Origin of the sequence: Caulobacter endophyticus, from assembly GCF_003116815.1 — a bacterium.
Taxonomy (GTDB): domain Bacteria; phylum Pseudomonadota; class Alphaproteobacteria; order Caulobacterales; family Caulobacteraceae; genus Caulobacter; species Caulobacter endophyticus.
This window is the reverse complement of the sequence record NZ_QDKQ01000048.1, coordinates 1-21,893: the sequence shown is the minus strand read 5'-3', so window position 1 is coordinate 21,893 and position 21,893 is coordinate 1. Positions and strand designations below refer to the sequence as shown.

Annotated in this window: 17 protein-coding genes; 13 read left to right on the top strand and 4 right to left on the bottom strand. The window is 63.5% G+C overall.

Annotated features, from left to right (window positions below):
- Positions 1 to 254: 254 nt before the first annotated feature.
- Both DDF67_RS13385 and DDF67_RS13380 read right to left on the bottom strand, forming a co-directional pair.
- A complete protein-coding gene (locus tag DDF67_RS13385; protein WP_109101379.1) occupies positions 255 to 1,352 on the bottom strand; it encodes an acyltransferase family protein in 1,098 nt (365 codons plus the stop codon).
- A gap of 135 nt (positions 1,353 to 1,487) precedes the next feature.
- Positions 1,488 to 2,480: an endonuclease/exonuclease/phosphatase family protein gene (locus tag DDF67_RS13380; RefSeq protein ID WP_158278047.1), complete on the bottom strand. Its 993-nt coding sequence runs from the start codon at positions 2,478 to 2,480 to the stop codon at positions 1,488 to 1,490.
- Positions 2,481 to 2,742: 262 nt separating this feature from the next.
- Here DDF67_RS13380 and DDF67_RS13375 point away from each other — a divergent pair, with 262 nt between their 5' ends.
- From DDF67_RS13375 to DDF67_RS13315, 13 genes are all read left to right on the top strand, one after another.
- Positions 2,743 to 4,299 carry a lipopolysaccharide biosynthesis protein gene (locus DDF67_RS13375; protein ID WP_109101377.1) on the top strand — a complete coding sequence of 519 codons (1,557 nt, stop codon included), beginning with the start codon at positions 2,743 to 2,745 and terminating at the stop codon, positions 4,297 to 4,299.
- Positions 4,300 to 4,387: 88 nt separating this feature from the next.
- On the top strand, positions 4,388 to 5,758 hold the full coding sequence (locus tag DDF67_RS13370; protein ID WP_109101376.1) for an O-antigen ligase family protein: 1,371 nt from the start codon (positions 4,388 to 4,390) through the stop codon (positions 5,756 to 5,758).
- Between the two features lie 182 nt (positions 5,759 to 5,940).
- Positions 5,941 to 7,068, top strand: a complete 1,128-nt coding sequence (locus tag DDF67_RS13365; RefSeq protein ID WP_146198030.1) for a glycosyltransferase family 4 protein — start codon at positions 5,941 to 5,943, stop codon at positions 7,066 to 7,068.
- Positions 7,069 to 7,138: 70 nt separating this feature from the next.
- Positions 7,139 to 8,263, top strand: coding sequence for a glycosyltransferase family 4 protein (locus DDF67_RS13360; protein ID WP_109101374.1), 1,125 nt, complete (start codon positions 7,139 to 7,141; stop codon positions 8,261 to 8,263).
- A gap of 97 nt (positions 8,264 to 8,360) precedes the next feature.
- A complete protein-coding gene (locus DDF67_RS13355; RefSeq protein WP_109101373.1) occupies positions 8,361 to 9,119 on the top strand; it encodes a transglutaminase-like cysteine peptidase in 759 nt (252 codons plus the stop codon).
- Complete coding sequence (locus tag DDF67_RS13350) at positions 9,085 to 9,750, top strand: hypothetical protein (RefSeq protein ID WP_146198029.1); 666 nt, start codon at positions 9,085 to 9,087, stop codon at positions 9,748 to 9,750. The genes DDF67_RS13355 and DDF67_RS13350 overlap by 35 nt, the downstream gene beginning before the upstream one ends.
- 62 nt (positions 9,751 to 9,812) lie before the next feature.
- Complete coding sequence (locus DDF67_RS13345; protein ID WP_233247655.1) at positions 9,813 to 10,613, top strand: metallophosphoesterase; 801 nt, start codon at positions 9,813 to 9,815, stop codon at positions 10,611 to 10,613.
- 59 nt (positions 10,614 to 10,672) lie between these two features.
- Positions 10,673 to 11,200 carry a polysaccharide biosynthesis/export family protein gene (locus DDF67_RS13340; protein WP_233247654.1) on the top strand — a complete coding sequence of 176 codons (528 nt, stop codon included), beginning with the start codon at positions 10,673 to 10,675 and terminating at the stop codon, positions 11,198 to 11,200.
- Positions 11,201 to 11,227: 27 nt separating this feature from the next.
- The gene (locus DDF67_RS13335; RefSeq protein ID WP_109101370.1) at positions 11,228 to 11,767 is read left to right on the top strand and encodes a hypothetical protein; all 540 of its coding nucleotides are present in this window, start codon (positions 11,228 to 11,230) and stop codon (positions 11,765 to 11,767) included.
- Positions 11,768 to 11,823: 56 nt separating this feature from the next.
- Complete coding sequence (locus DDF67_RS13330; protein ID WP_109101369.1) at positions 11,824 to 13,125, top strand: outer membrane beta-barrel protein; 1,302 nt, start codon at positions 11,824 to 11,826, stop codon at positions 13,123 to 13,125.
- A gap of 24 nt (positions 13,126 to 13,149) precedes the next feature.
- Positions 13,150 to 15,387 carry a GumC family protein gene (locus DDF67_RS13325; RefSeq protein WP_109101368.1) on the top strand — a complete coding sequence of 746 codons (2,238 nt, stop codon included), beginning with the start codon at positions 13,150 to 13,152 and terminating at the stop codon, positions 15,385 to 15,387.
- A gap of 127 nt (positions 15,388 to 15,514) precedes the next feature.
- The gene (locus DDF67_RS13320; RefSeq protein WP_158278046.1) at positions 15,515 to 16,762 is read left to right on the top strand and encodes an O-antigen ligase family protein; all 1,248 of its coding nucleotides are present in this window, start codon (positions 15,515 to 15,517) and stop codon (positions 16,760 to 16,762) included.
- Positions 16,759 to 18,000: a glycosyltransferase family 4 protein gene (locus DDF67_RS13315; protein ID WP_146198028.1), complete on the top strand. Its 1,242-nt coding sequence runs from the start codon at positions 16,759 to 16,761 to the stop codon at positions 17,998 to 18,000. Before DDF67_RS13320 ends, DDF67_RS13315 begins: the two co-directional genes overlap by 4 nt.
- Here the strand turns inward: DDF67_RS13315 and DDF67_RS13310 are convergent.
- Together DDF67_RS13310 and DDF67_RS13305 are read right to left on the bottom strand one after the other, a co-directional pair.
- Positions 17,969 to 19,927: a TolC family outer membrane protein gene (locus DDF67_RS13310; protein WP_109101365.1), complete on the bottom strand. Its 1,959-nt coding sequence runs from the start codon at positions 19,925 to 19,927 to the stop codon at positions 17,969 to 17,971. The genes DDF67_RS13315 and DDF67_RS13310 overlap by 32 nt on opposite strands.
- Before the next feature lie 149 nt (positions 19,928 to 20,076).
- Positions 20,077 to 21,384, bottom strand: a complete 1,308-nt coding sequence (locus DDF67_RS13305) for a UDP-glucose dehydrogenase family protein (RefSeq protein ID WP_109101364.1) — start codon at positions 21,382 to 21,384, stop codon at positions 20,077 to 20,079.
- Between the last annotated feature and the right edge of the window lie 509 nt (positions 21,385 to 21,893).

Sequence of the window (21,893 nt, the reverse complement as noted above, 5' to 3'; positions counted from 1 at the left end):
CCGCTTGACCCCCGACAGCTGCGTGCCGTCCGCCAGGGTCTGCTCCTGAAGGCCAAGATCCACAAACAGCGCCGTCGCCGTACCCGACCGGTTCAGATCAAACGGCGCGGGGACGTCTTCAGCCATGGTCCAAAAACCTTCATTTCAGTCCGCGGCGCAGTTAAGCTTGCGAGCGCGGGTTCTGTTCCATTGTGGATCGCCTACAGTGGGATCACGGCGGGGGGCGCAAGATCCGTGCAACCCAGGCCTTGCACTCACGCGCTTGTCTGGGATTCCGCCGTCAGCCCCACTGGCGGCGCCGTCGGGCGACGGCGCGGCCTAAACCTGTCCTTCAGCTTCAAGAATGGTTGCTCGTAGAACTTCCAGGACAGCGCACAAATAATCAGGCTGAGTGCTAGCGACGCCGGCCCTAGAACGATCTTCGGCTGCTCACCAAAGTATTTCACGATGATGTCTGGCACAAAGTTGTGCGTTAGGTAGAGGCCGTAACTTATGCGGCCAATGTACTGGATTGCCGGATTGTCAAATATTCGGCCAATTACACCCCGGAATCCAATCGAAGCATTGATAATTATCCACACGAACACGACGGCGCAGGTCATGTCGTTGAAGTAGTAGCGGTATGCTCCCTTGGTATGGACGAGATACCAAGCCACAGTGGCGTTGAGCAGCGCGATCAAGGCGACGACGTTGAACCACCGTCGCGTGCTGCCAACGTACCAGGAAAAGTCGAAAGCCTTGCCTCGTCGCAAGCAGGACACCGCGAGCAGTCCCCCAAAGCCAAGCTCGGTCATGTTGCTAAACAGAAGCGTCTGGATGGCGTCGGAGGAAATTCCCGCCGCCGCCGCCGCCGCCTTGAAAGCCAGACTGCCGACGATGGTGGTCGCGATGATCGCGAGCGGCAGAACGCGTCGCGGAGTGAAGGCAATGACGAACGGCCAGAGGACGTAGAACTGCTCCTCGACCGCCAGGCTCCAGAAGTCGAGCATGGGATTGCCCAAACTGTGCCAGACGTTGCTGAGATACGCCGCGTGCCAGGGCCAGGAAGAGGCCACCGGCTCAATGCCCAAAAGGACGAGCACCAGAATCCAGCCGTAGTAGGCCGGCGCCAGGCGCAGCAGCCTGCGGACATAAAAGGAAAGCCACACCTGCCTGCGATCCAGGCTTTTGTCGCTGAACTCGGTCAGCAGCGACGACGTGATAAGAAAGCCGCTCAGGCAGAAGAACAGGCCGACCCCCACAGATCCGGCGCCCATCGGAAACAACCTGTTAAGCTCTCGGCCGCCATAGTGCTCGACGATCACTGCCCCGATGGCGAGCGCCCTTACGGCGTCAAGTTGTGAGATCCGCATCTTGCCCCGCCCCGCTCCGCCCCGTGGGTCGGAGGCGGCCCCATGCCCATAGTGTATCAGATCCTAACGCTCTGGCGATAAACCCAAAGCTGGCGAAAGAAAACGCCAGGCTGTGCTCAAGCTTTCAGTTTTCGCTTACCTTCGCGCCTGGGGCGAATTTGCCGAGCTCTTTTGCGCGCCAAACTTGCGCTCATGGTCGGCGCTTCGCTGCAAGTCGATCAAGAGGGGATAGTGGTCCGATCCCAACCGGGGGCCGCGTACTAGGCGGATCAGGCGCCAGCGCTTACCCAAATATATTTGGTCGAGCGGCAGAAAGGCCGTCGATTTCGGCAAGCCTAAAAACCCCCGCGCTGGCCAGGTCGGCACGCCGCGTGTGACCCTGACGAGGTCAAGGTCCCGATCGATGCTCCGCAACAGGGCCGACCATGGCGTGGCGTTGAAATCACCAACAAGGATGAGCTCGTCTTCAGGGAGGGACTTTATCTTGGCGATCAGAGCCTCTTGCCGTGCGCGACGCGCATCCACCGGATAAGGCCATGGAAGTTGCACCCCCATCACCCAGAGGTCACCGGCGGGGGAAGCATAGCGCCCCCAGGCGGCTGCGAGAGGATCGGCCGCGCCCATCTTCAGATCACCGTGAGATCGGGGCGGGGTGCGCGTCAGGATGGTGGTGGAGCAGGGCGCGCGGCCGGCGCACGAGACCCGATAGGGCAGTTCTTGCCGAAGGCGGCGGACCAGAGGCAGATTCTGAGAAAAGGCTTCCTGCAGGACAACGACATCGGGTGACTGGCGCATGATCCAGTCGGCGGTTCCATCCAGATCGGCGTTGTGCTTCCAGCTATTGAGCTGCACCAGGCGCAGTCGCTGGCCGCCGCCATCCGCGCGGTCGGAGCGGTTGAGGAGGTCAGGCGCGGCAAGCATCCACACCGATGCCGCCACCGCCGCGCCTGCAATCCAGATCGCGGGAAACACCGGCCCTTGCTTGCTGCGGGCGACCAAGGCGCCCATCGTCGGCGCGACCAGACCCGTGACGCCCCAGACAGGCAGGAAGTGGGAGAAAAGGTCCAGGTGCGGATCGAGCCCCCCCATCAGCGAGGCTAGGGCGCACGCCAAGCTGATCAAGGTCACGGCGAAAAGACCGCCAGCCAGATCAGGCCGCGTTGATCGATCCGGGCGTGGGGCGGGGGAGGGGTTGTGGATCATGCGCGGCTGCTTAAACCCTTTCGCTCTGGACAATCAAAAGCGCCACGCATCGATTGGCGCGGCGGGCTGGGGATGAGCACTTCGTGGGCGCTAGCAAGCTTGAGCGATCACTGTTGCGCTGCGCCGATAGTCAGGGCCCGACAAGTAGGCTAAGCGACCCGCCAGACGCAGAGTTGAGGCCAGAGGCATGGACGAACATTCGGGCGCTCCGGAGGCCTCGCAAGACAGTCGTAAGCCTGCGGCCAAGGGCGCTCAGCTCAAGCCTATGTTGGCCAAAGCGTCGCTGTGGTCGCTGGTCGCCGCGCTAGGCACCCAAGGGTCGACGTTCGTCATTTTCGTCATCTTGGCGCGCCTGCTTCAACCTCGCGATTTTGGCATGGTCGCCTTCGCCGCGCTCTTCATCGACTTAAGTCGCGGGGTCATGCTTGGCGGTATTCCCGAAGCCCTCATCCAGCGAAAGATCTGGGATGACGCTGTCGCCAATACAGCCTTCTGGCTCAACATAATCGCGTCGATGGCGTTCGTTGTCGTCGCGGGCCTCATCGCTGGCGGGATCGTGCTGCAAAGCGGTCAACTGCTCTTTCCGATGGTGTTCTGGGCCTTGTCGGCGACGTTGCTTCTCGACGCTGTGCGCTCGGTTCAAGAGGCGCGACTACGGCGAGACTTCCAGTACAAGGTGATGGCTGGACGCGCCATCATCGCGGCGCTGGTCGGGGGCGTGGTGGGGGTGGCGTGCGCCTTGGCTGGCCTGGGAGTTTGGGCGCTGGTCGTAAACCGCGTCGTCACCTCCCTGGTCCAAACGCTGGTCATCTGGAACGCGGCTCCCTTCAGACCTCGCTTCCACCTGACCAAGAGCGAAGTTCGCCCCCTTCTGGGATTTGGCGCCAGCGTCGTAGCCAGTCGCCTCGTTGGTCAGATGAACGGTCGTTTACCCGATTTCCTGATTGGTCTTGTTGCAGGCCCGGCGGCCTTGGGCATGTTCCGGGTAGGATCGCGCAGCCTGAACTTCCTGAGCCAAACGTTCATTGTGCCGGTCCAGAACATGACTCTGTCGGCCTTCTCTCGGATCGAGGGTCGAGAGGCCATGGCGCGAGCTTACCGGCGCTTCACCCAGCTATGCGGCCTTTTTACCTTCCCAGCATTCTTTGGCGGCGCGGTGATCGCCTCCGACTTCATCCGACTCTGCTTCGGCGAGAAGTGGAGCGAGAGCGCCAAGGTCATGTCGGTGCTCTCTCTCGCGGTCCTGGCCACGACCTTGATGCAGTTCTTCCAGCCCGCCATGCAAAGCGTTGGAAGGCCGCGCTCGGGCCTAAAGACCGAGTTCATCAAGCTTGGCGCTGGCGCGATTCTGGTCGGAGGCCTGTCGTTGCTGGGGCCTTTCGCAGCGGCTTTCGGCGACACAGCCCGCCGCTATGTATCTCTGCCTGAATCATTTCGCATGCTGAAACGCGAGCTAGGATTGGACGCCAGAACGCTGCTGGGCGGCGTCATGCTTCCCTTGGCTGCGGCGAGCTTCATGGCGCTGGTGCTGGTCGCGGTGCGCTTGCTGTTGTTACAGGATTGGACGCCGCTGGCGCGGCTGTGCTTGATGTGTCCGCTCGGCGGCCTGCTGTACGCGGGTTTTCTTCTCACGGCTGGCCGTCACTTTATGCGAGACATGGTCGACAGCACTCGCAGCATGCTCCCCAAGCCGATTGTCAGAATCCTCGAGCGCCTGGTTGGCCCAAAGCAAATGAGGGCTTAGCCATGACCAGGACCAACCTCGCAGCTGCATCGAAGCATCATCAGAACGCGGCGCCGGGCGGTGTCGCGCAAACGACGGAACCGTGTGAATGGTGATCTCCCGCGCCAAGGTTTACGAGATCGCAGAGTACGTCTTCGTCATTCTGGCTCTGCTGTTGATTTCAGACGCGCTGACGCCGCTTCTGTACCCTCCCGGCCGTGACGCGCTCGAAGCGGGAGAAAGCAATCCAGGCCGGCTCTATTGCGCCATGGCGGTCTACGCCGTGTCGCTGGTGCTGCTGTTTTCGCGCCTGCGTACGGCTGGGCATTTGCTTGCACGGCGCCCGGAGTTGGCGGCTCTGGTCGTGCTTTCCGTCCTGTCGGTGCTCTGGAGCGGCGATATCGGCCCGGTGTTTCGCCGGGCGGTAGCCCATACTCTGACGATCGTGTTCTGCCTCTACCTGGCGACACGATACACGGCTCACGAGTTCCTGAGCCGGCTGCTGGTGGCCTTCTGCATCGGCACCTGCGCCAGCGTCATTGTCTGTATCGTCGCACCCAACATCGGGGTGACCAACGGCTCTATCAACAACGGCGCCTGGTTTGGCGTTTATGGGCACAAGGCGGTGGCGGGCCGGGTGTGCGCGATCGCCGCCTTCGTGGCCCTTCTGCACAAGCCGACAAACTCGACCATGCGCTGGGTCAAACTCGCCGCCGTGGTCAGCACGGCCATTCTCTGCATCATGACCCAGTCGCGCGCTTCCTGGTTGCTGGTGATCTGGGGAGCGGCGTCAGCCTTGGCCGTCCGTTTCCTGCGCACTGAACGACTTTCGGTTTCCTTGCGCATCATGATCGTCCTGACCCTCGTCGTGCTCTTCGGCGCCGTGGGCGCCCTGACCTTCAACGAGCTCATGCTTGCTTTTGGTCGCGACGCCACGCTGTCTGGACGCACCAGTCTGTGGAGCGCCGCGATCCACGTCGCGGGCGATGAAAATCCCTGGTTCGGCTCGGGCTATCGCGCCTTCTGGCTTGGTCCTGACGTCGACAAGATCCGCGTCTATCTCACTGGCTGGGCGCGCATGCCTGCGCACGCCCACAACGGCTACCTCGACACATGGCTGGAGTTGGGCTGGGTCGGCCTATGCCTATTGGTCATCTTCATGCTGAGAACGGTTGCAGCACTCGCCGTCACGGCGCTGCGGGACGTCCGCGGCTATGTGTGGCCGGTGTTCATGGTCTGCGCCTTCGTGTTTATCGTCAACAACATGTCGGCCACGGTGGCGCTCAGGCATACTGACGCTGCGTGGGTGCTCTTCGTCTTGGCGTCGCTCTACACCGCAGACTTCGAACGTCGTTACGGTCATGCAAAGCGCCTCCGGGCCGCCGCCGGCTTCGGACAGCCCTCGATCCGCACACGCTCGACGCCGAGCGGCTCAATAGCGGGCGAGGTGGGGGCCACGGGACGGAACATTGTTCGATGAATCAGCGCTCGGCGCCGTCAGGCGCGCGGGCGCGAGCCGTAAGAACGTTCTTCGAGCAAGAAGCCGCGAAATCCCTAACCTTAGGGGTCTACGCGCCTGTAGGATGAAGACTGTTGCGCGTTGGTCGTCAGCCGAGGCTATCTTGCCCGCGGCGGCTTCGACGAAAGTGGTGGGACAGGTTGGTGCAATACAAAATCGGTTTTCCTTATGTCGGCGACCGCTTCGGCGGCAGCAACATGTCCTCGCTCATCATGGCTACCGCGTTGAGGGACCGCGGCCACGATGTGACCGTCTTCACCCATGGGCCCGGTCGCGCTCATGACGAGGCCGCCGCGCGTGGTCTGAAAACCGAGTTGTTGCCGGCCCTGTCGGATATCGGCGGCTACGAGAGGCCTGACCGCGCCCGCCCGGAGCAACTGGCGGCGTTCCCACATTGCTGGCGCTCGATCAAGCGCCACGGTCTGGACATCATCCATACTAACGATATGACGATGTTGAGAACCTGGGCTTTGCCGAGCCTGGCTTCAGGCAGCAAGCTGATCGCCCACTGGCGCACCTCTTCGAAGGCCAGCGCCTCCATCGCCGGCAGCCTTCTCCCGGCCAAGAAGATCATCTCGGTTTCCGGTTACTCCAAGGCCATTCTGCCTGGCTGGCTTCAGAAGAAGACCACGGTGGAGTTCAATGCGCTGGAAACCTTCTGGAGCGCCGAGCAACGCGCGCAAGCAAAGAAGGCGGTTCGCGAGCGCCTGAACCTGCCGGCCGACGCTGCGCTCGTCGGGGTGTTTGGCAATCTCACGCGTCGAAAGCGCGCTCACGTCCTTGCCGATATCCTGCACGCCTTGCCGGAACCCGTAGCGGGGCGCCCGGTTTACGGACTGGCCTGCGGCGGGCCGGTAGAACCCCTCGACACCGAGTTTGATCTAAAGCGCCAAGCCTACGGGTTGATGGATCGCCTGATCGCGCCCGGTTTCGTACGCCCGGTCTATGAGTGGATGGCCGCGTGCGACGTGATCCTCGCCCCAGCCGAACGCGAGCCCCTGGCGCGCAACATCCTCGAAGCCATGGCGCTGGGCGTCCCGGTCGTAGCCTCCACTGACGGCGGCCTGGTCGAAGTGCTGCGCGACGGCGAGAACGGGTTTCTTCTGGCGCCTCGAGAGACAGACCGATGGATTGAGATTGTGCGCCGGCTGCTGAACGATGTTGAGCTGGCCGAACGGATCGCGGTCGCAGGCCAAAGGACGGCGGAAACCCTCTCCGTAGCCAACCACGCCCGCCGCATCGAGGATATTTACAGGGCGGCGATTTCTTGACGACCAGTACGCCCCCTCAATCGACGACGCGCTGTCGTTATCGGCGCCCTCAAGACCCGCGAGGCTTCCAATGCGCGTGATGGGCGTGGCCTCGTTCGCCCATAACGGCGGCGCTCAGGTAGCCCTGCAGCGCCTGGCGCGGAAACTGTCCCAGCGCGGCCACCAGGTTGAAGTGGTTTTCCTCTATGGCAAGAGAGAGGCTGCCGACCAGGATATCAATGCGCGGGTGCTGGTGGAGACGCAGACGCCCAGCGCATTGGATTATGGCCGTTGCCTGATCCGACTGATCTCCGTCGTGCGCGCTTACAAGCCCGACGCCATCCTAGGCTTTTTGCCTCTGGCGGCGGTGTTCTCAGCTGTCGCAGGCGCGATCTGCGGCGTGCGCGCCCGCATAGCCTCCCAACGCACGCCGGGGCCGACCTTCAGCGCTCTCATGCAGTTCTGCGATCGCTTAGCCGGAAGTACGGGACTTTATACGAAGATCGTCTGCGTTTCGCAGTCGGTCGCAGATTCGTTCTGGAACTATCCGCAGACCTATCGCCGCCGTCTTCGGGTGGTGAACAACGGTATCGAATGGTCGCCGCTACAGATGGATCGCGCTCTGGCCAGGCAGACCTTTGGCATTGACGACGGCGAGCCGCTCTTTATCGCCGTCGGCCGCCTGGAACCGCAGAAGAACTATGAGTTCCTCATCCAGCGCTTTTGCAGCGTGGGCAAGGGCCGGCTCCTGATTGCCGGCGCCGGCCGCGAAGAAGCCAACCTGCGCACTTTGCTGAGCCAATGCGACCCTGAAGGGCGGGTGAGACTGCTTGGCCATCTTGAGCGTGAAAAGATCCGAGCGCTGCTTGGCGCCGCCGACGTGTTCCTCCAGGCCTCGTTCTATGAGGGCCAGAGCAATGCGCTGTTGGAGGCCATGCACGCTTCTCTGCCCTGTCTGGTGAGCAACATCTCCATGCAACGCGAGACGCTCACCGATGAATACAATCAGCCGTGCGGTCTGATGGCGGGGCTGCATGAGGCGAGCGCGTGGGAACAGCATATCGCTGATCTAGCAGACGATCCTAGCTTGAGATCGCGACTTGGCGCGGCTGGTCAAGCCCTCGTCAACCGCCAGTTCTCCCTGACGCGCATGGTTGATAGCTTTGAGAAAGAACTTCTCGAACCAGTGCACAGCTCTGTTTTGGACATGGCCTGACCGACCCGTTCATACCCTATAAACCTTGAAAATAGGGCGGAATTTAACAGCGTCGACCTAGGGTCTACGTACGGTTTGACTGTGCGAGACAACGGGGATGGCGAGGAAGATTCCGCAACGCTTTGCCGTCGGCGCTGGCGCGCTTTTTCTTGGCGGCGTCCTTCTGACGGCGCCGGCATGGGCTGCGCCGACGGGCGGCGCTCCGGCGAAATCGGCCATCATGCCGTCCTACGGGCAGGCGCCGCCCCCGGCCGGCTATCTGGCGTTCTGCGAGCGTTTGCCCGGACAGTGCGCCGGTCCGCTGACTGCGCCCTTAGCCGAAGAGACTCAAGAGGCCGCCTTGAAGCCGCAGTCGCCTGACAGCGGGGGGCGTTTCGATTGGGCGATGGCCTTCGCGGCCAGCGGCAGGCCCGCCATGCCGTCACCCGACGCCAAGGCCGCGCCGAGCGGCCATGCGGTCAAGCTGACCGGCGGCTTGTGGGGCCGCATGCAGAAGATCAACCGGACGATCAACCGCAAGATCGTGCCGGCGACGGATCTGGAGGCGTTCGGCGCATCGGATTATTGGGCCTTGCCTATCACGGAGGGTCGCGCCGCTAGAGGCAACTGCAAGCACTACGTCGTCGAAAAACGCGAGGCGCTTATCAAGGCGGGCATTCCAGCCGAGGCGCTGAACATCGCGGTGGCTCGCACCCCCTGGGGGGAAATCCACGCTGTTCTGCTCGTCGAGACCGACGCGGGAGACTATGTGCTGGACAACCTTTCGCCCTGGGTCACGTTGTGGCATCAGACCGGCTACACGTGGTTGCAACGGCAGGTCGATGGGCAAGCAAGCCAGTGGGCTAAGGTCGCCTGACCAAACCGAGCCCGGCACGGAAGGCCCGCAGCGTCCAGGCCCGAAGGGATTCAAACTCAAAGCGGCTTTCTGCTTGGCTGCGAGCATTTTCACCGCCTTGCTTAGCGCGACGCTGCTGTGGGTCCGTCTGCAGCCGACCGGGCCGTTCGCACGCGCCGCTGCGTTAATTCTGCCCCTGCCTCAGGTGCAAGGCGCGTTGGCGGATGAAGCCCTCGCCGGACAGCCGCCTGATTTCGGCAAGGCGTTGAGCGCCACGCGATCGGAGCTGGACCTGGCTCCGATGCACGTCGAAGCTTTGCTTCGGCTGGCTTATCTGGAAGCGCCCACCGCCAGCGCCCCGTTGACGCCCGCGGCCAATGCGGCCCTGATTGAAGCTTTCAGGTTGGCGCCGGCCGACGCGAAATTCGCCAGTTGGCGGTTAAATTTCATTCTTGAGCGTTGGGACAGCGCAGCCCCCGCAGTTCGCGCCTACGCTTTGGGTGAAATGGACGTTCTTTGGCGGGAAGCCGCATTTCGCCGGACAATGCGCAAGCGCTTGCTCAGTGTGGCCAACCCCGCCGGGCAAATGGCCCTGAGCCTGCATATTCAGGGCTTGGATCGTCGGGTATCCGCCGCGGGCCAAGACCGATGACCATGAAGACTGTTTGGCGACGCCTGGTAGGCGGCCTTCGTGGAGCGAGCGCTCCATCCCCTGTGACGGACGCCGACTGGCGGCCAAGCGCCCCGGGCGGCGAGGTCGTCTACGCGATCGGCGATGTTCACGGGCGGGCCGACCTTCTCGGATCAATGGTCAGCGCGATCTGGCACGACATTGACAGCCACGGGATCCGAAAGCCGGTCATCGTGCCGCTTGGCGACTATATCGACCGCGGTCCCGAGACGAGACGCGTTCTGCAGATTCTTCTAGCTATCCGCGATAGCGGCGAGGTTGAGTTCCGGCCGCTGATGGGCAATCACGAGCAGATCATGCTCGGTTTCCTATCCGATGATCCGATGGTGGGAGCCAAGTGGGTCAGGTTCGGCGGCGCTGAAACCCTACGCGCCTATGGCGTGCCGCCGCCCAGCCCAAGCGTCCAGGATCCGGACATCTGGAGGCGGACCCAGGCGGCCTTCATCAAAGCGTTGCCTCAACGACATCTGGCCTTCCTTGAGGCGCTCGAGATCTGCCATGAGCGCGGCGACTATTTTTTCGCCCATGCAGGCGTGCGGCCCGGCGTCAGATTGGCTGATCAGGACGAGACAGATTTGCTCTGGATTAGGGCCCCGTTCTTGCAGGAGGCGAAAGAATTAGAAAAAATTGTCGTTCATGGGCACACTCCGGAGGAGATACCCATGTTCAAGGACTGCCGTATTGGTCTAGATACCGGCGCCTACGCCACGGGACGGCTGACGGCGATCCGACTTGAAGGGACCACGCGCAGGATCTTGCAAGCGCGTGCTAGGCCGTCAGGTCCACCTGAGATTGCCTGGTACGAAGAAGGGGAAGTTGGATGAGGGGTTTTGCTTGGGGCCGCGCCGGCTTGGCGATGGTCCTGGTCGTAGCGGGCCTATGGATGACCGCCTGCGCCACCGCCCCTGCGGCCACGCAGGGCCCCGCCGGTCCCGCTCAGGCGGACCTGCCGCAGGACTATCGCCTTGGCGCGGGCGACAAGGTCCGCGTCATCACCTACAACGAGCCGACCCTCACTGGCGAGTTCGACGTCTCCAGCGCCGGATATGTCTCGTTGCCGCTGATCGGCGAAGTTAGGGCCAAGGGGCTTACAACGACGGAATTTCAAAACGCTGTCGCGGCGGCTCTGAAGGCCGGCTACTTGAAAGATCCCCGCGTCAGCGCTGAAGTTTTGACGTATAGGCCTTTCTACATCATGGGCGAGGTCAACAAGCCTGGAGAGTATCCCTACGCCCACGGCATGACTGTGCTCAAGGCCGTTGCGACGGCGAACGGCTTCACTTACCGGGCCGATACGCGACGGGTGTTTATCAAACGCTCCGACCAGAGTGCAGAGAGCGAGCAGGTTCTCGGGCCGAACACGCTGGTGAATCCCGGCGACACTATCCGCATCGGTGAGCGTTTCTTCTAAACTGTCAGGGGCTTGTGGGAGGCATCAATGACCATATTCAACAAATCCGTGGCTGCGGCTTTCGTCGTCATGTTCACGGCTGCAACCGCGACATCGGCCGGCGCCTGGGTGCAGGCCCAGACTGCGTCTACCGCCGCGCCGACCGACGCCGCCGCGCTGACCGGCGTGCTGCAACAGGCGCTCGACGATACGGTCGCCCGCGCATCTCAGCAAAGACTGGGTTTCGATGCGGCTCAAACGCTGAGCTTCGAGGCCCTGCAATCGACGATCGTCGCTGCTGGCCTCAGCCCCCTGCAGGTCCAGCAGGCGCTGGCGGCCGTGCGCGCGACCACGCGTCCCTCCAATGCCGCGTTGGCGGCGTTGAAGGCCAGGGTGGATGCCACGGTCGTAGCTTGTTACACCCAATCGCAGATCGATGCTGCGCGAAAGGGCAAGGCGGAGATTCAGCGAGGCTCTTGCGCTGCCGGCCTGTCGGTGGCTGCAACCGGAGGCGACCCGGCGGCGTTGTCGCCTGCGCCTAGCTTTGCAGGCGCCAGCGGGGGGGCGGACTATCGACCCGGCTCGTAAGAAGCCGGCGACTGTCCAGCACGCAAATTTTTCTGTTTTTGAGACGGGGATCCGAAATGGTGACGGCTGCATCGTGCAAGAAAGCTTGGCTAGCTGCCGCGGCGCTGGTCGGTGTCGCAGCGCCGTCCCTGGCGAGCGCTCAGGTCGCTGCGTTTGATGAGACCGCTTATCGCGAGGGCCTGTTTTCGCGGCAACGCAATGTGAGCGTGCGGCAACGTCCACGCCCGGAATTCTCGCGCGTGCCCAAGGCCGTGGGCGGCTTCATGGTCTCTCCGACCCTGACCGGCGAGCTTGAGTTCAACGACAATATCTATGCGACCAACGCCAATGTCGTCGATGACACCATTGTGCGTATCCAGCCGTCGATCGTCGCGCGCTCCAACTGGGGTCGCCACGCGCTGAATGGTTTTGCGCGCGCCAATGTCGCCGAGTACCTCGACAACGACCAAGAGAGCGCCACAGATTGGATTGCAGGCGCGACCGCCCGCTACGACATCTTGCGCGGCGCCGGCGTCCAGGCGGGCGCGTCCTACGAGAAGACGACCGAGTCGCGCACGTCCTCGGGCGCGCGCTCCGACCTCTCCGGACCCAACCGCTTTGAGTCAGCCCGCGTGTTTGTCGGAGCCTCGCAGGCCTTTGCACGTCTGCGCCTCTCGGGCCAAGCCAACTATCGCACGCAGCGGTTCGACGATAACCGCGACCGAACCACGGGCGCGGTCGTTTCGCAGGGTTTCCGCGACCGTGACATTTACGTCGCCGCGGGCCGCGCTGAGTATGCGGTAAGCCCCGATACTTCCGTATTCTTCACCGCTGCGGCGAATAAACGTGACGGCGCCGGAGCCTTGGCCGCCCAGCGTGACTCCACGGGCTACGATGTCGGCGTGGGGGCCAACTTTGACCTCGGCGGCTTGGCTCGCGGCGAATTCAGCATTGGCTATCTCGACCAAGACTACGACAATCAGTTCTCCTCGGTGAACGGCCTGTCGGCGCGCGGTCAGATCGAGTATTTCCCAACCCAGCTCATCAGCGTGACCGCCAGCGTCGAACGCGGGGTGGAAGACTCGCCCGTGACGGACGCGGCCGGTTTCCTCTCGACGTCAGCGCTCCTCCAGGTCGACTACGAGCTTCTGCGCAACCTCATCATCACTGGCAGCGCCAGTTGGGGCGATGATGATTATGCTGGCATTCAGCGTCAGGATAAGCGTTGGGGGGCGGCGCTCGCCGCCAACTACCTGCTTAGTCGCACGATTGGCTTGAATCTCCGCTATCAGCACTATGATCAGGAATCCGAAGGGGCGAACGCGGGACGAAGCTATGACGTCAACAGCGTCGTGCTCGGCCTGTCCTATCGATTCTAGCCTCTAGCTTCTCACAGGCTCCCAATGACTGACGAAACTCTGGCAGCGGCTTCCTCTCCGCGTTCGGAAGCCGCACTGGCTCCGCCCCTGCGTGACGAGCCGCTCGACGTACGGCAGGTGATTGCCGTGATCGTGCGCCGCGCGCCGCTGGTTGCGGTGATCATGGTCGCCGTCTTCGCCTTGGCCCTTGCAGCGCTGTTCACAACCAAGCCCACCTACACCGCCACCAGCCAGGTGGTCATCGAGGCCCGCGCCCAGAGGGTCATCGACATGGAGCAGGTCACCGGCGAGGTCGCCCGTGACAATCCGACCATCGACACAGAGGTCGAGGTCCTGCGTTCGCCGCTTCTGGCGCAGCGGGTCGTCAAGGCGCTCGAGCTGGATAAGGATCCCGAGTTCAATCCCGCTCTGGAAAAGCCCGGCCCGCTGTCGGGCCTGAAGAAGCTCGTCTCGGGCGCTGGACCAACCGGTGCGACGCCGACCCGCGAGCAGGTTCAAGCCGCCGTGGCCCGTAGACTCCTGGCCAACCTTCAGGCGCGCCGCGTGGGGCTGACCTACGCCATCAACATCTCGTTCAGCTCACGCTCGCCTGAGACCGCCGCCAAGGTCGCCAATGCTTTCGCCGAGCAGTATCTCGCCAATCAGCTGGACACCAAGTACGAGGCCACGCAGCGCGCCAGCGCCTGGCTAAACTCTCGACTTGCAGGCCTGCGCACACAGGTTGAAACGGCCGAGGCTGCGGTTCAACACTACCGCGCGGCCAACGGCCTGCTGGCCAGCGCTCAGGGCGAGACGCTGACCCAGCAGCAGATTTCGGGCCTCAGCTCACAGTTGGCCAGCGCGCGCGCCGACCAGGCCGAGCAGGAGGCCCGTCTCAACGCCGCCCGACAACAGATGCGCGGCGGCCAGCTAGGCGAAGATCTTGGCGCGGCTCTGAGTTCGGCCGTGATTACGCGCCTGCGTGATCAACGGGCGCAGACCAGCCGAGAGGTTGTCGATCTGCAAGGTCGCTACGGGGAGCGCCACCCCGACCTGCAGCGGGCCCAACGCCAGCTGGCCGACATCGACTCGCAGATCCAAGGCGAGGTCCGTCGCATCATGTCAAACCTCGAAGCGCAGGTGCAGATTTCCCGGCAGCGAACCGCCTCGATCGAGTCGAGCCTTGGCGCCCAACGCGGCACGCTCAGCGCAAATGCGACTGCGCAGGTGAGATTGAACGAACTGGAGCGAAACGCCGAGTCGGCCCGTACGCTCTATCAATCCTTCCTCGATCGTTTCAAACAAACGACTGCACAGCAGGGCATCGAGCAATCCGACGCGCGCATCGGCGCGATGGCCGCCGCGCCGCGCGCGCCCAGCGCGCCCAAACCGGCGCTGTACATTGTCGGCGGCCTGATCGCCGCGGTGCTGGCCGCAGCCGTCGCGGTGATCGTTGCTGAACTGTTCGACAACGGCGTCACAAGCGAGGTCAACCTCGAGCACCGCTTGAATGTCCCCTCGTTGGGCGCGATCGCCGACCTGGGCACGCTTCCCACCACCGAACGGACGGGGATCGGCAAGCTCTCGCCGGCCAGCTTTGTGATGGAAAAGCCGCTATCGAGCTTCGCGGAGTCGTTCCGAAGCCTGGCGGCCAATCTGAAGTTCACGCAGGAAGGTCGTCCAGCTCAAGTGCTGGCGGTCAGCTCGGCATTGCCCGGCGAGGGCAAAACCACCACGGCGCTTTGCCTAGCGCGGAGCATCGCCCAATCGGGCGAGACGGTCATCCTCGTAGACTGCGACCTGCGCCGTCGGGCAAAATCCGGCCAGCCGGAGAATGCGCCGACTGCCGGGCTACGGGAGGTTCTGGAAGGCAAGGCTACGCTGCAGCAGGCCGTCGTAAAGGACGCCCACTCCAACGCCTATCGCCTCCCGCGATCGGCGGCAGATCGCGAGGTCGCCGCCGATCTCCTAGGCGGGACCGAGATGGACAAGGTCATCGAAGAACTGCGTCAGCATTTCTCGGTCATCATCCTGGACACCGCTCCGGTCCTGGCGATCGCCGAGACGCGTGTCCTGGCGACCAAGGTCGATGGCGTTCTGTTCCTCGTCCGGTGGCGGCGCACGCCTCATCAAGCCGCGGGGATCGCCCTTAAGAACCTGCAATCGGTCGGCGCCAATGTCATCGGCGCAGCCCTGACCCAGGTCGACATGCGCGAGCAGCGCCGGACCGCCTTTGGGGATGCGGGCTATTACTACGACAAGTACAGCTCCTACTACAGCTAGGCATCGGCGCCGACGTCTCGAACGGCGGCGGGGAGGGGCTTGGGACTTCCTGGAAAGGCGAGCGCTCAGCGCGCTCGTCGTTCTGGTTTTCGTCGAGCATCTTCTGGTCGGAGCGGTCGCGCAGGGATTGGCGCTTGCGGCCGCTTTACTGCATGGCTGCCTGCTGACGTTCTTCCTTGTCGGCCGGCAGGGCCAAGACGCCGCAACGCGTCTGCCGCTCGGTCGTGCGGTTGTTGCTGGCTTCACCCTGACTGTCGCGCTCTACGCGCTCTCTGCCGCGCCAGCCATCGGCTGGGCGATCGAGCCGGGCCTTGCGCTTGTCGAGACGGCAAAGCTACTGGGGCTGGCCTGCCTGTTTCTGGCCAGCGCGCTTTGGGTGAATTCGCGTCGACGGGCCCGTCTGTTCTTCGTGTTCGTTTCACGCGCGGGTTTAGCGTACCTGACGCTTACGCTGTCGCTCTACGCACTAGCGCCAACCGAGCTCTACGGCGCAGCCAAGTTCACGGCTCAATCGCGCTTCACCGCGAGCTTCATCAGCGCCAACACCGCCGGCGCTCTTTGTGGGTGCCTTGCCTTAATCAGCCTGGGACTGGTTCTCAGGCGGGTGCAGTCTCTGCCTGACGGGCCGCTCGAACGTACGCCAGTGTCACGTCTATGGCTGCTGAAGGCTTGGCCGGACGTTGCGACGCTGTTGGCCGCATCAAGCGCTCTCATTCTCACCGGCTCCAGAACGGCCTTCTTGATCGCCGTTCCCATGGCGATGCTTCTTCTCGCGCATGGCCTGGGTCGGGGCGCAAAGGGCCGCCGACGCTTGGCGCCCGTGGTCATCGGCGTCCTGCTGCTCGCGCTTTTTACCGTTGTTGCTGACCTGGGAGGTCTTGGACGACGCTTCGCCCGCGTCGCCACCGACGCCCCCCTCCGCGCCGAACTTTTCCGCGTCACGTGGGAGGCGTTCATGCGCTCGCCCCTCCTTGGCTTTGGACCCGGAAGCTTCGAGCCCCTGGCCAGAGCGGCTGTGTCGGAAAACAACATCGAACTGCTGCCGACGGTCGGCGCTGTACACAACCTCTATCTACAATGGCTGATGCAAGCGGGAATTCTCGGCGTCGCGGCCATGGGCCTGTGCTTGGCCGCCATTGGACGCGAGATCGTCGGCGCGATGCGTCGCTGGGCGGGCCGATGGCTAGTCCTGATCTGTTTGGTTAGCGCCATGCTGCTGCTTCACGGGTGTACCGATTACGCGCTGGAAGTACCCTCGATCGCCGCTTTCTGGTCGATGCTGCTGGGCGCTGGTCTAGGGATCGCCGCCACCGCCCGCGCTCACGCTCGGCGCGTCCGAACGCGTCGGCGGCGACGCGCCAAGGAGGCGTCTTGAAGGTTCTTTTTCTTCACAACAACATGCCCGGCCAGTTCAAGCATCTGGCTCGCGCAATGGGCCAGGATCCGGAGCATGAGCCGGTATTCGTTACACGTCGCGCTGATGTCGAGATCCCAGGCGTCCGCACGATCGTTTACGAACCGGTTCGCGAAGCCACGGCCCAGACGCATTTCTACGTGCGCACGCTGGAAAACGCGGTCCTACGCGCTCAGCAGGTGACCCGGATCTGTCAGTCGCTGCGCCGGGCGGGGTTTATCCCCGATGTCGCTATCGTCCATCCCGGATGGGGCGAGGGCCTTTTTCTCCGAGAGATCTTCCCAGAGACCGCTATACTCAGTTACTGCGAGTACTATTATCGGGCTGAGGGTGGCGATATCGGCGTGGTGCGGCCGGCCGATCTAGATGATCTGTGCCGTCTTCGAACCCGCAACGCTCACCTGCTCTTGGCGCTTGAGGACTGCGATCTGGGCTGGTCGCCGACCCAATGGCAAAAAAGCCGTCACCCGGCCGCCTTGCAAGACAGGATACGTGTCGTCCCGGACGGCGTCGACATAGCCGTTTGCCGGCCTCAATCCGATGGGGCGGTGCAATTGCCGGGTGGAAGAGTGATCAAGCAAGGCCAGGAGGTGATCACCTTCGCTGCGCGACACCTGGAACCCTATCGCGGCTTCCACACCTTCATGCGTGCGCTGCCCGCCCTGCTGCAGGCCCGTCCCAACGCACAGGTGGTCATCGTCGGCGCCGAGACGGGAGGGTATGACACGCCGCCGGCAAACGGGCTGACCTGGCGCGAGACGCTAGAGTCTGAGATTTCCTATGATCGCGATCGAGTGCATTTTGTCGGTTGGCTGGAGTATAGAGCCTATTTGGCCTTACTGCAGCTATCGGCCGTCCATGTGTATCTGACGGTGCCTTTCGTACTGTCGTGGTCATTTCTCGAGGCGATGGCTTGCGGCGCGGTGCTCGTGGCGTCCGACACGCCGCCGGTTCGCGAAGTTCTCACCCATGGGCGGACCGGGTTCATGACCAAGTTCGCCGACCCAGATCGCGTCGCCAGGGATGTCGTGTCGGCTCTTGAAAGCCCGCGTCGACATGAAATCTCTCAAGCCGCAAGACGTCTGATCGTGGAGCGATACAACCTGGCAGACGCCCTTTCGGCGCAGTTTGCGCTGCTGGAGGAGGCGATCGAGCGCCGCCGGCGCGTCAGGGAAGACGATTTAGCCCAGGCGGGCTAGCCGGGGCTGATTGCGCCGCCGACGCGCATCGAGATGTGCGAACAAAGCAACTGATCCCGGCTGCGCCGAGGGACCGGCAGAAGCGTTCGGCCTCCTGCGTGTCTGCAAACCCCTCCGCCATGACCCGGAACGTCTGACCCAAGCTCGTTCGCGCCGGCTCGATCGTCCAGCCGGCCGGAGGCGCAGGCTCTACCGCCTGCAGCCGATGACGCGCCTCCTCGGCGACTGAACGGGCGCCATAGGCCCCGACCTGCGCCGCGCACGCCAAGACGGGTCCGGATGGGGCAGGGGAGGCGGGGATTTGCGTAGGCGCCGTTTCGGCCGCGCGCCCTGCCCGGGTGGGCAGCGTAGCCGCGCCAGAGCCGCTCGCTGACGACGGCGAGGCCCTTTGCAGCGCGGGCGAAGGCGTGGCGATGATCGTCAGCCCTGGCGCCGTCGCCATGGCGCGAGCGGCGGGGAGGGATGCTGCGGCTTCATTCCCGCGACTGACCTGGGCCTCAGGATCGGGGACCGCTGGCCTGACGCCAGTGGGCATGACGGCGGAGGCGCCGCGTGGGGCGGGCGCAAGCGCCAGGTGATCGCCGGCGCTCAGGGCGCCGGGCCTGATCGGCGCGGGAGATCGGCCGTCCAAACGCACCCCCAGGCTTTCCAGCGTCAGGCCCCCGACGGCCTGCAGGAGATTGACCTTGGCGACATAGGCGTCGCGCTCGGCCGTGACCAGGGTGATCTGAGCGCTAAGGACATCCTGTTGCAGGTCGAGAACGTCGAAGGTCGAGCGCAATCCTGCATTGAGTTCATACTCACCACCCCGGTAGGCCACGCGCGCCGCGTTGACCTGTTGGCGCGAGCTTTCAATGATCGCATCGGCCGCGACCATTCGGCTCCAGGCGTTGGCTGCGCCCTCCTGGGCCTGTCTCAGAACGCCGTCCTCGGTAGCCATCGCCCCGCGTTCGGCCGCCTTGGCCTGCCGCACCCCGGCGCTGACCGCGCCCCCCTGAAACAGCGGCACGCGCAGATTTAGCCTCAGTCCATAGCTATCCTGGCGTTGAACGCTGTCGGCTAGGCCACCTGCGCCTGCAACAAGACGTTCGTCGCTCTGTCCGACCGTTGCGTCGAGGCTGACGTGGGGTGATCGTTCAGCTCGCGCCCGCCGAACAGCGGCCTGGGAGGCGGCTAACCGCAATTGGGCGGCGTGAACGCTGGGCGAGTGTTGTTCGGCAAGACGCTGGGCCTCATCGGCGGATGGAGGCATTTGCGGCAGGGCCGGGGCCGGCGCCAGCTCCCCGGGCGCCTGGCCGACAACCCGTTGAAAAGCCGCTCGGCTCACGGCGAGGTTTGCTCGGGCCGCTTCCACGCCCGAGCGGGCCTGCGCGAGGCGAGCTTCGGTCTGAGCAAGGTCGGTTTTCGTGACCTCTCCCTGTCTGAAGCGCGCTGAGACGCCGGCTGACTGCTTTAGCAGCGCCTCGACGTTCTGCTGCCGGGCCGCCAGCACCGCCGCGTCGCGTTGAACATCGACATACGCCGTAATAACCTGGCCGAGCACAACCTGTTCGGTCTGCTGCAGGTCGTAGCGCGTGGCTTGCTCGGCGGCTCTGGCTCGCCGGATGTCCTGTGCAATCCGCCCGCCGGCGAACAGTGTCTGACTGACACCAAGCTGCAGGCTTGTGTCATCCTGCGTCTGATCGGGACTGTCGCTGTCGAGATCGATACGCGAGCGGCCCGCTGCGCCGTTAATCTGCGCCTGAGGCAAGCCTGGCGCGCGTGCTGACTGAACAAGCGCCTCGGCGCCCTCGACCTGGGCGCGCTGATAGACGAGGTCCGGATTGCTCCGGTAGGCCAGGAGGAGCGCGTCCTCAAGCGTCTGAGCGTCGGCTGTCGACGTGGCCAAAGCCAGCGTCACGACGCTCGCGAAGAAGTGCCTGATCATCGAACGCCCCGCCCATAGCGCGCCTTGCTCTAACGCGTCACGGTAAATGGACGTTAAGTATCGGCCATGACTCGCAACTGAATGGTTACCGGGCCGCCCATCCGCAAGCAAGGGTTCCGCTCGCCCGGCGAGCGGAACCCTTCAGCGAATTATCCTCGGCCGATAGAAGCGTAGGTGAACCCGCTGCGCACCATCTCGTGCGGCTTGTAGACGTTGCGCAAGTCAACGACGACCGGAGCCTTGAGCAGCGTCTTGAGGCGGTCGAGATCAAGAGCGCGGAACTGGTCCCATTCCGTCAGAATCAGCAGGACGTCGGCGCCATCGGCCGCCTCGTACGGACCGGCCGTGAAGGTGACCCCTTCTAGCAGCTTTTCAGCCTCGTGGCGCCCCTCGGGATCGAAGGCTACAACCTTGGCGCCCTTGGCCTGCAGGGCCGGCAGGATGTCGAGGCTGGGGGCGTCGCGCATGTCGTCGGTGTTGGGCTTGAAGGTCACGCCCAGCACGCCGACGGTCTTGCCCGAGAGGTCCTCGGTTCCGAGCACGGCGGCGACCTTGTCGGCCATGGCCTTCTTGCGGGCGGCGTTGACCTCGACCGTGGTCTCGATCAGCCGGGTCGGGGCGCCGTAGTCGGCGGCCGTCTTGACCAGGGCGATGGTGTCTTTCGGGAAACAGGATCCGCCGTAGCCAGGGCCGGCGTTGAGGAACTTAGCTCCGATCCGCTTGTCCAGGCCGATGCCCTTGGCCACCTGCTGCACGTCGGCCCCGACCTTTTCGCAGAGGTCGGCCATTTCGTTGATGAAGGTGATCTTCATCGCCAGGAACGCGTTGGCGGCGTACTTGATCAGCTCGCTGGTGCGGCGACCGGTGAAGACGATCGGGGTCTCGTTGAGGGAAAGCGGGCGATAGAGCTCGCGCATGACAACCTGGGCGCGGTCGTCGTCGGTGCCGACAACCACGCGGTCGGGGCGCTTGAAGTCCTCGATGGCCGCGCCTTCGCGCAGGAACTCCGGATTGGACACCACGGCGAACTGGGCGTCGGGATTGACCCGCTTGATGATTGATTCGACCTCGTCGCCGGTGCCCACCGGCACGGTCGACTTGGTGACGACGACCGTGAAGCCTTCGATCAGGCCAGCGATCTCCTCGGCGGCGGCATAGACGTAGGACAGGTCGGCATGGCCGTCGCCGCGACGGGTCGGCGTGCCGACCGCGATGAACACCGCGTCGGCGTCCTTGATCGCCTGGGCGCCGTCCAGCGTGAAGAAGAGCCGTCCCTCGCGCACGTTGCGGGCCACCAGGTCGTCCAGGCCAGGCTCGAAGATCGGTATCTCGCCCTTTTCGAGGCGCTCGATCTTAGATGGGTCTTTGTCGATGCATGTTACGACGTGACCGAAGTCAGCGAAGCATGCCCCCGACACAAGACCGACATAACCCGTTCCAATCATCGCAACGCGCATAGGTGTGACCACCGTTATTTGGTTTCGCCGCGGCTCTTCTAGCCGAGCAAACTTAGAATGGACATAGGCAAGATGCGCTGCGGGAGAGATTTCGCTGCGGCGCCGCATCAAGAGGCGCCGAGTTTTGCGCCAGACGAAGGCGCGGATTGTCGAGGCCCGAATTTTCTCCCTGCAATTCTAATGATTTATGACAGAGCGCGTTAAGGCTAAGCTTTGTTCGCCACTGCGTCACAAGAAGTAGAACGCCGAATCTCAATTCGGCTACAGGCCGGTCATGGTCAAATTCAGGCGAGCCGTGACCTCACGCTTTTCCAGGCGATATAGATTTCGCACAACCCGTTTCAGTTGAAACGACCACTCCGGCGCCGAGTGCTAAATAGTGAAAACGGAGCCTATAAGCCGTCTATTGATCAAAAAGCATACGGCCGGCGCCGCGGTGAGGCGGGCCGGCCGTTGGCGATAGGCGATCGGGGTTTGGACTAGAAGGTGAAGTCCGACGGGGTCAGGGC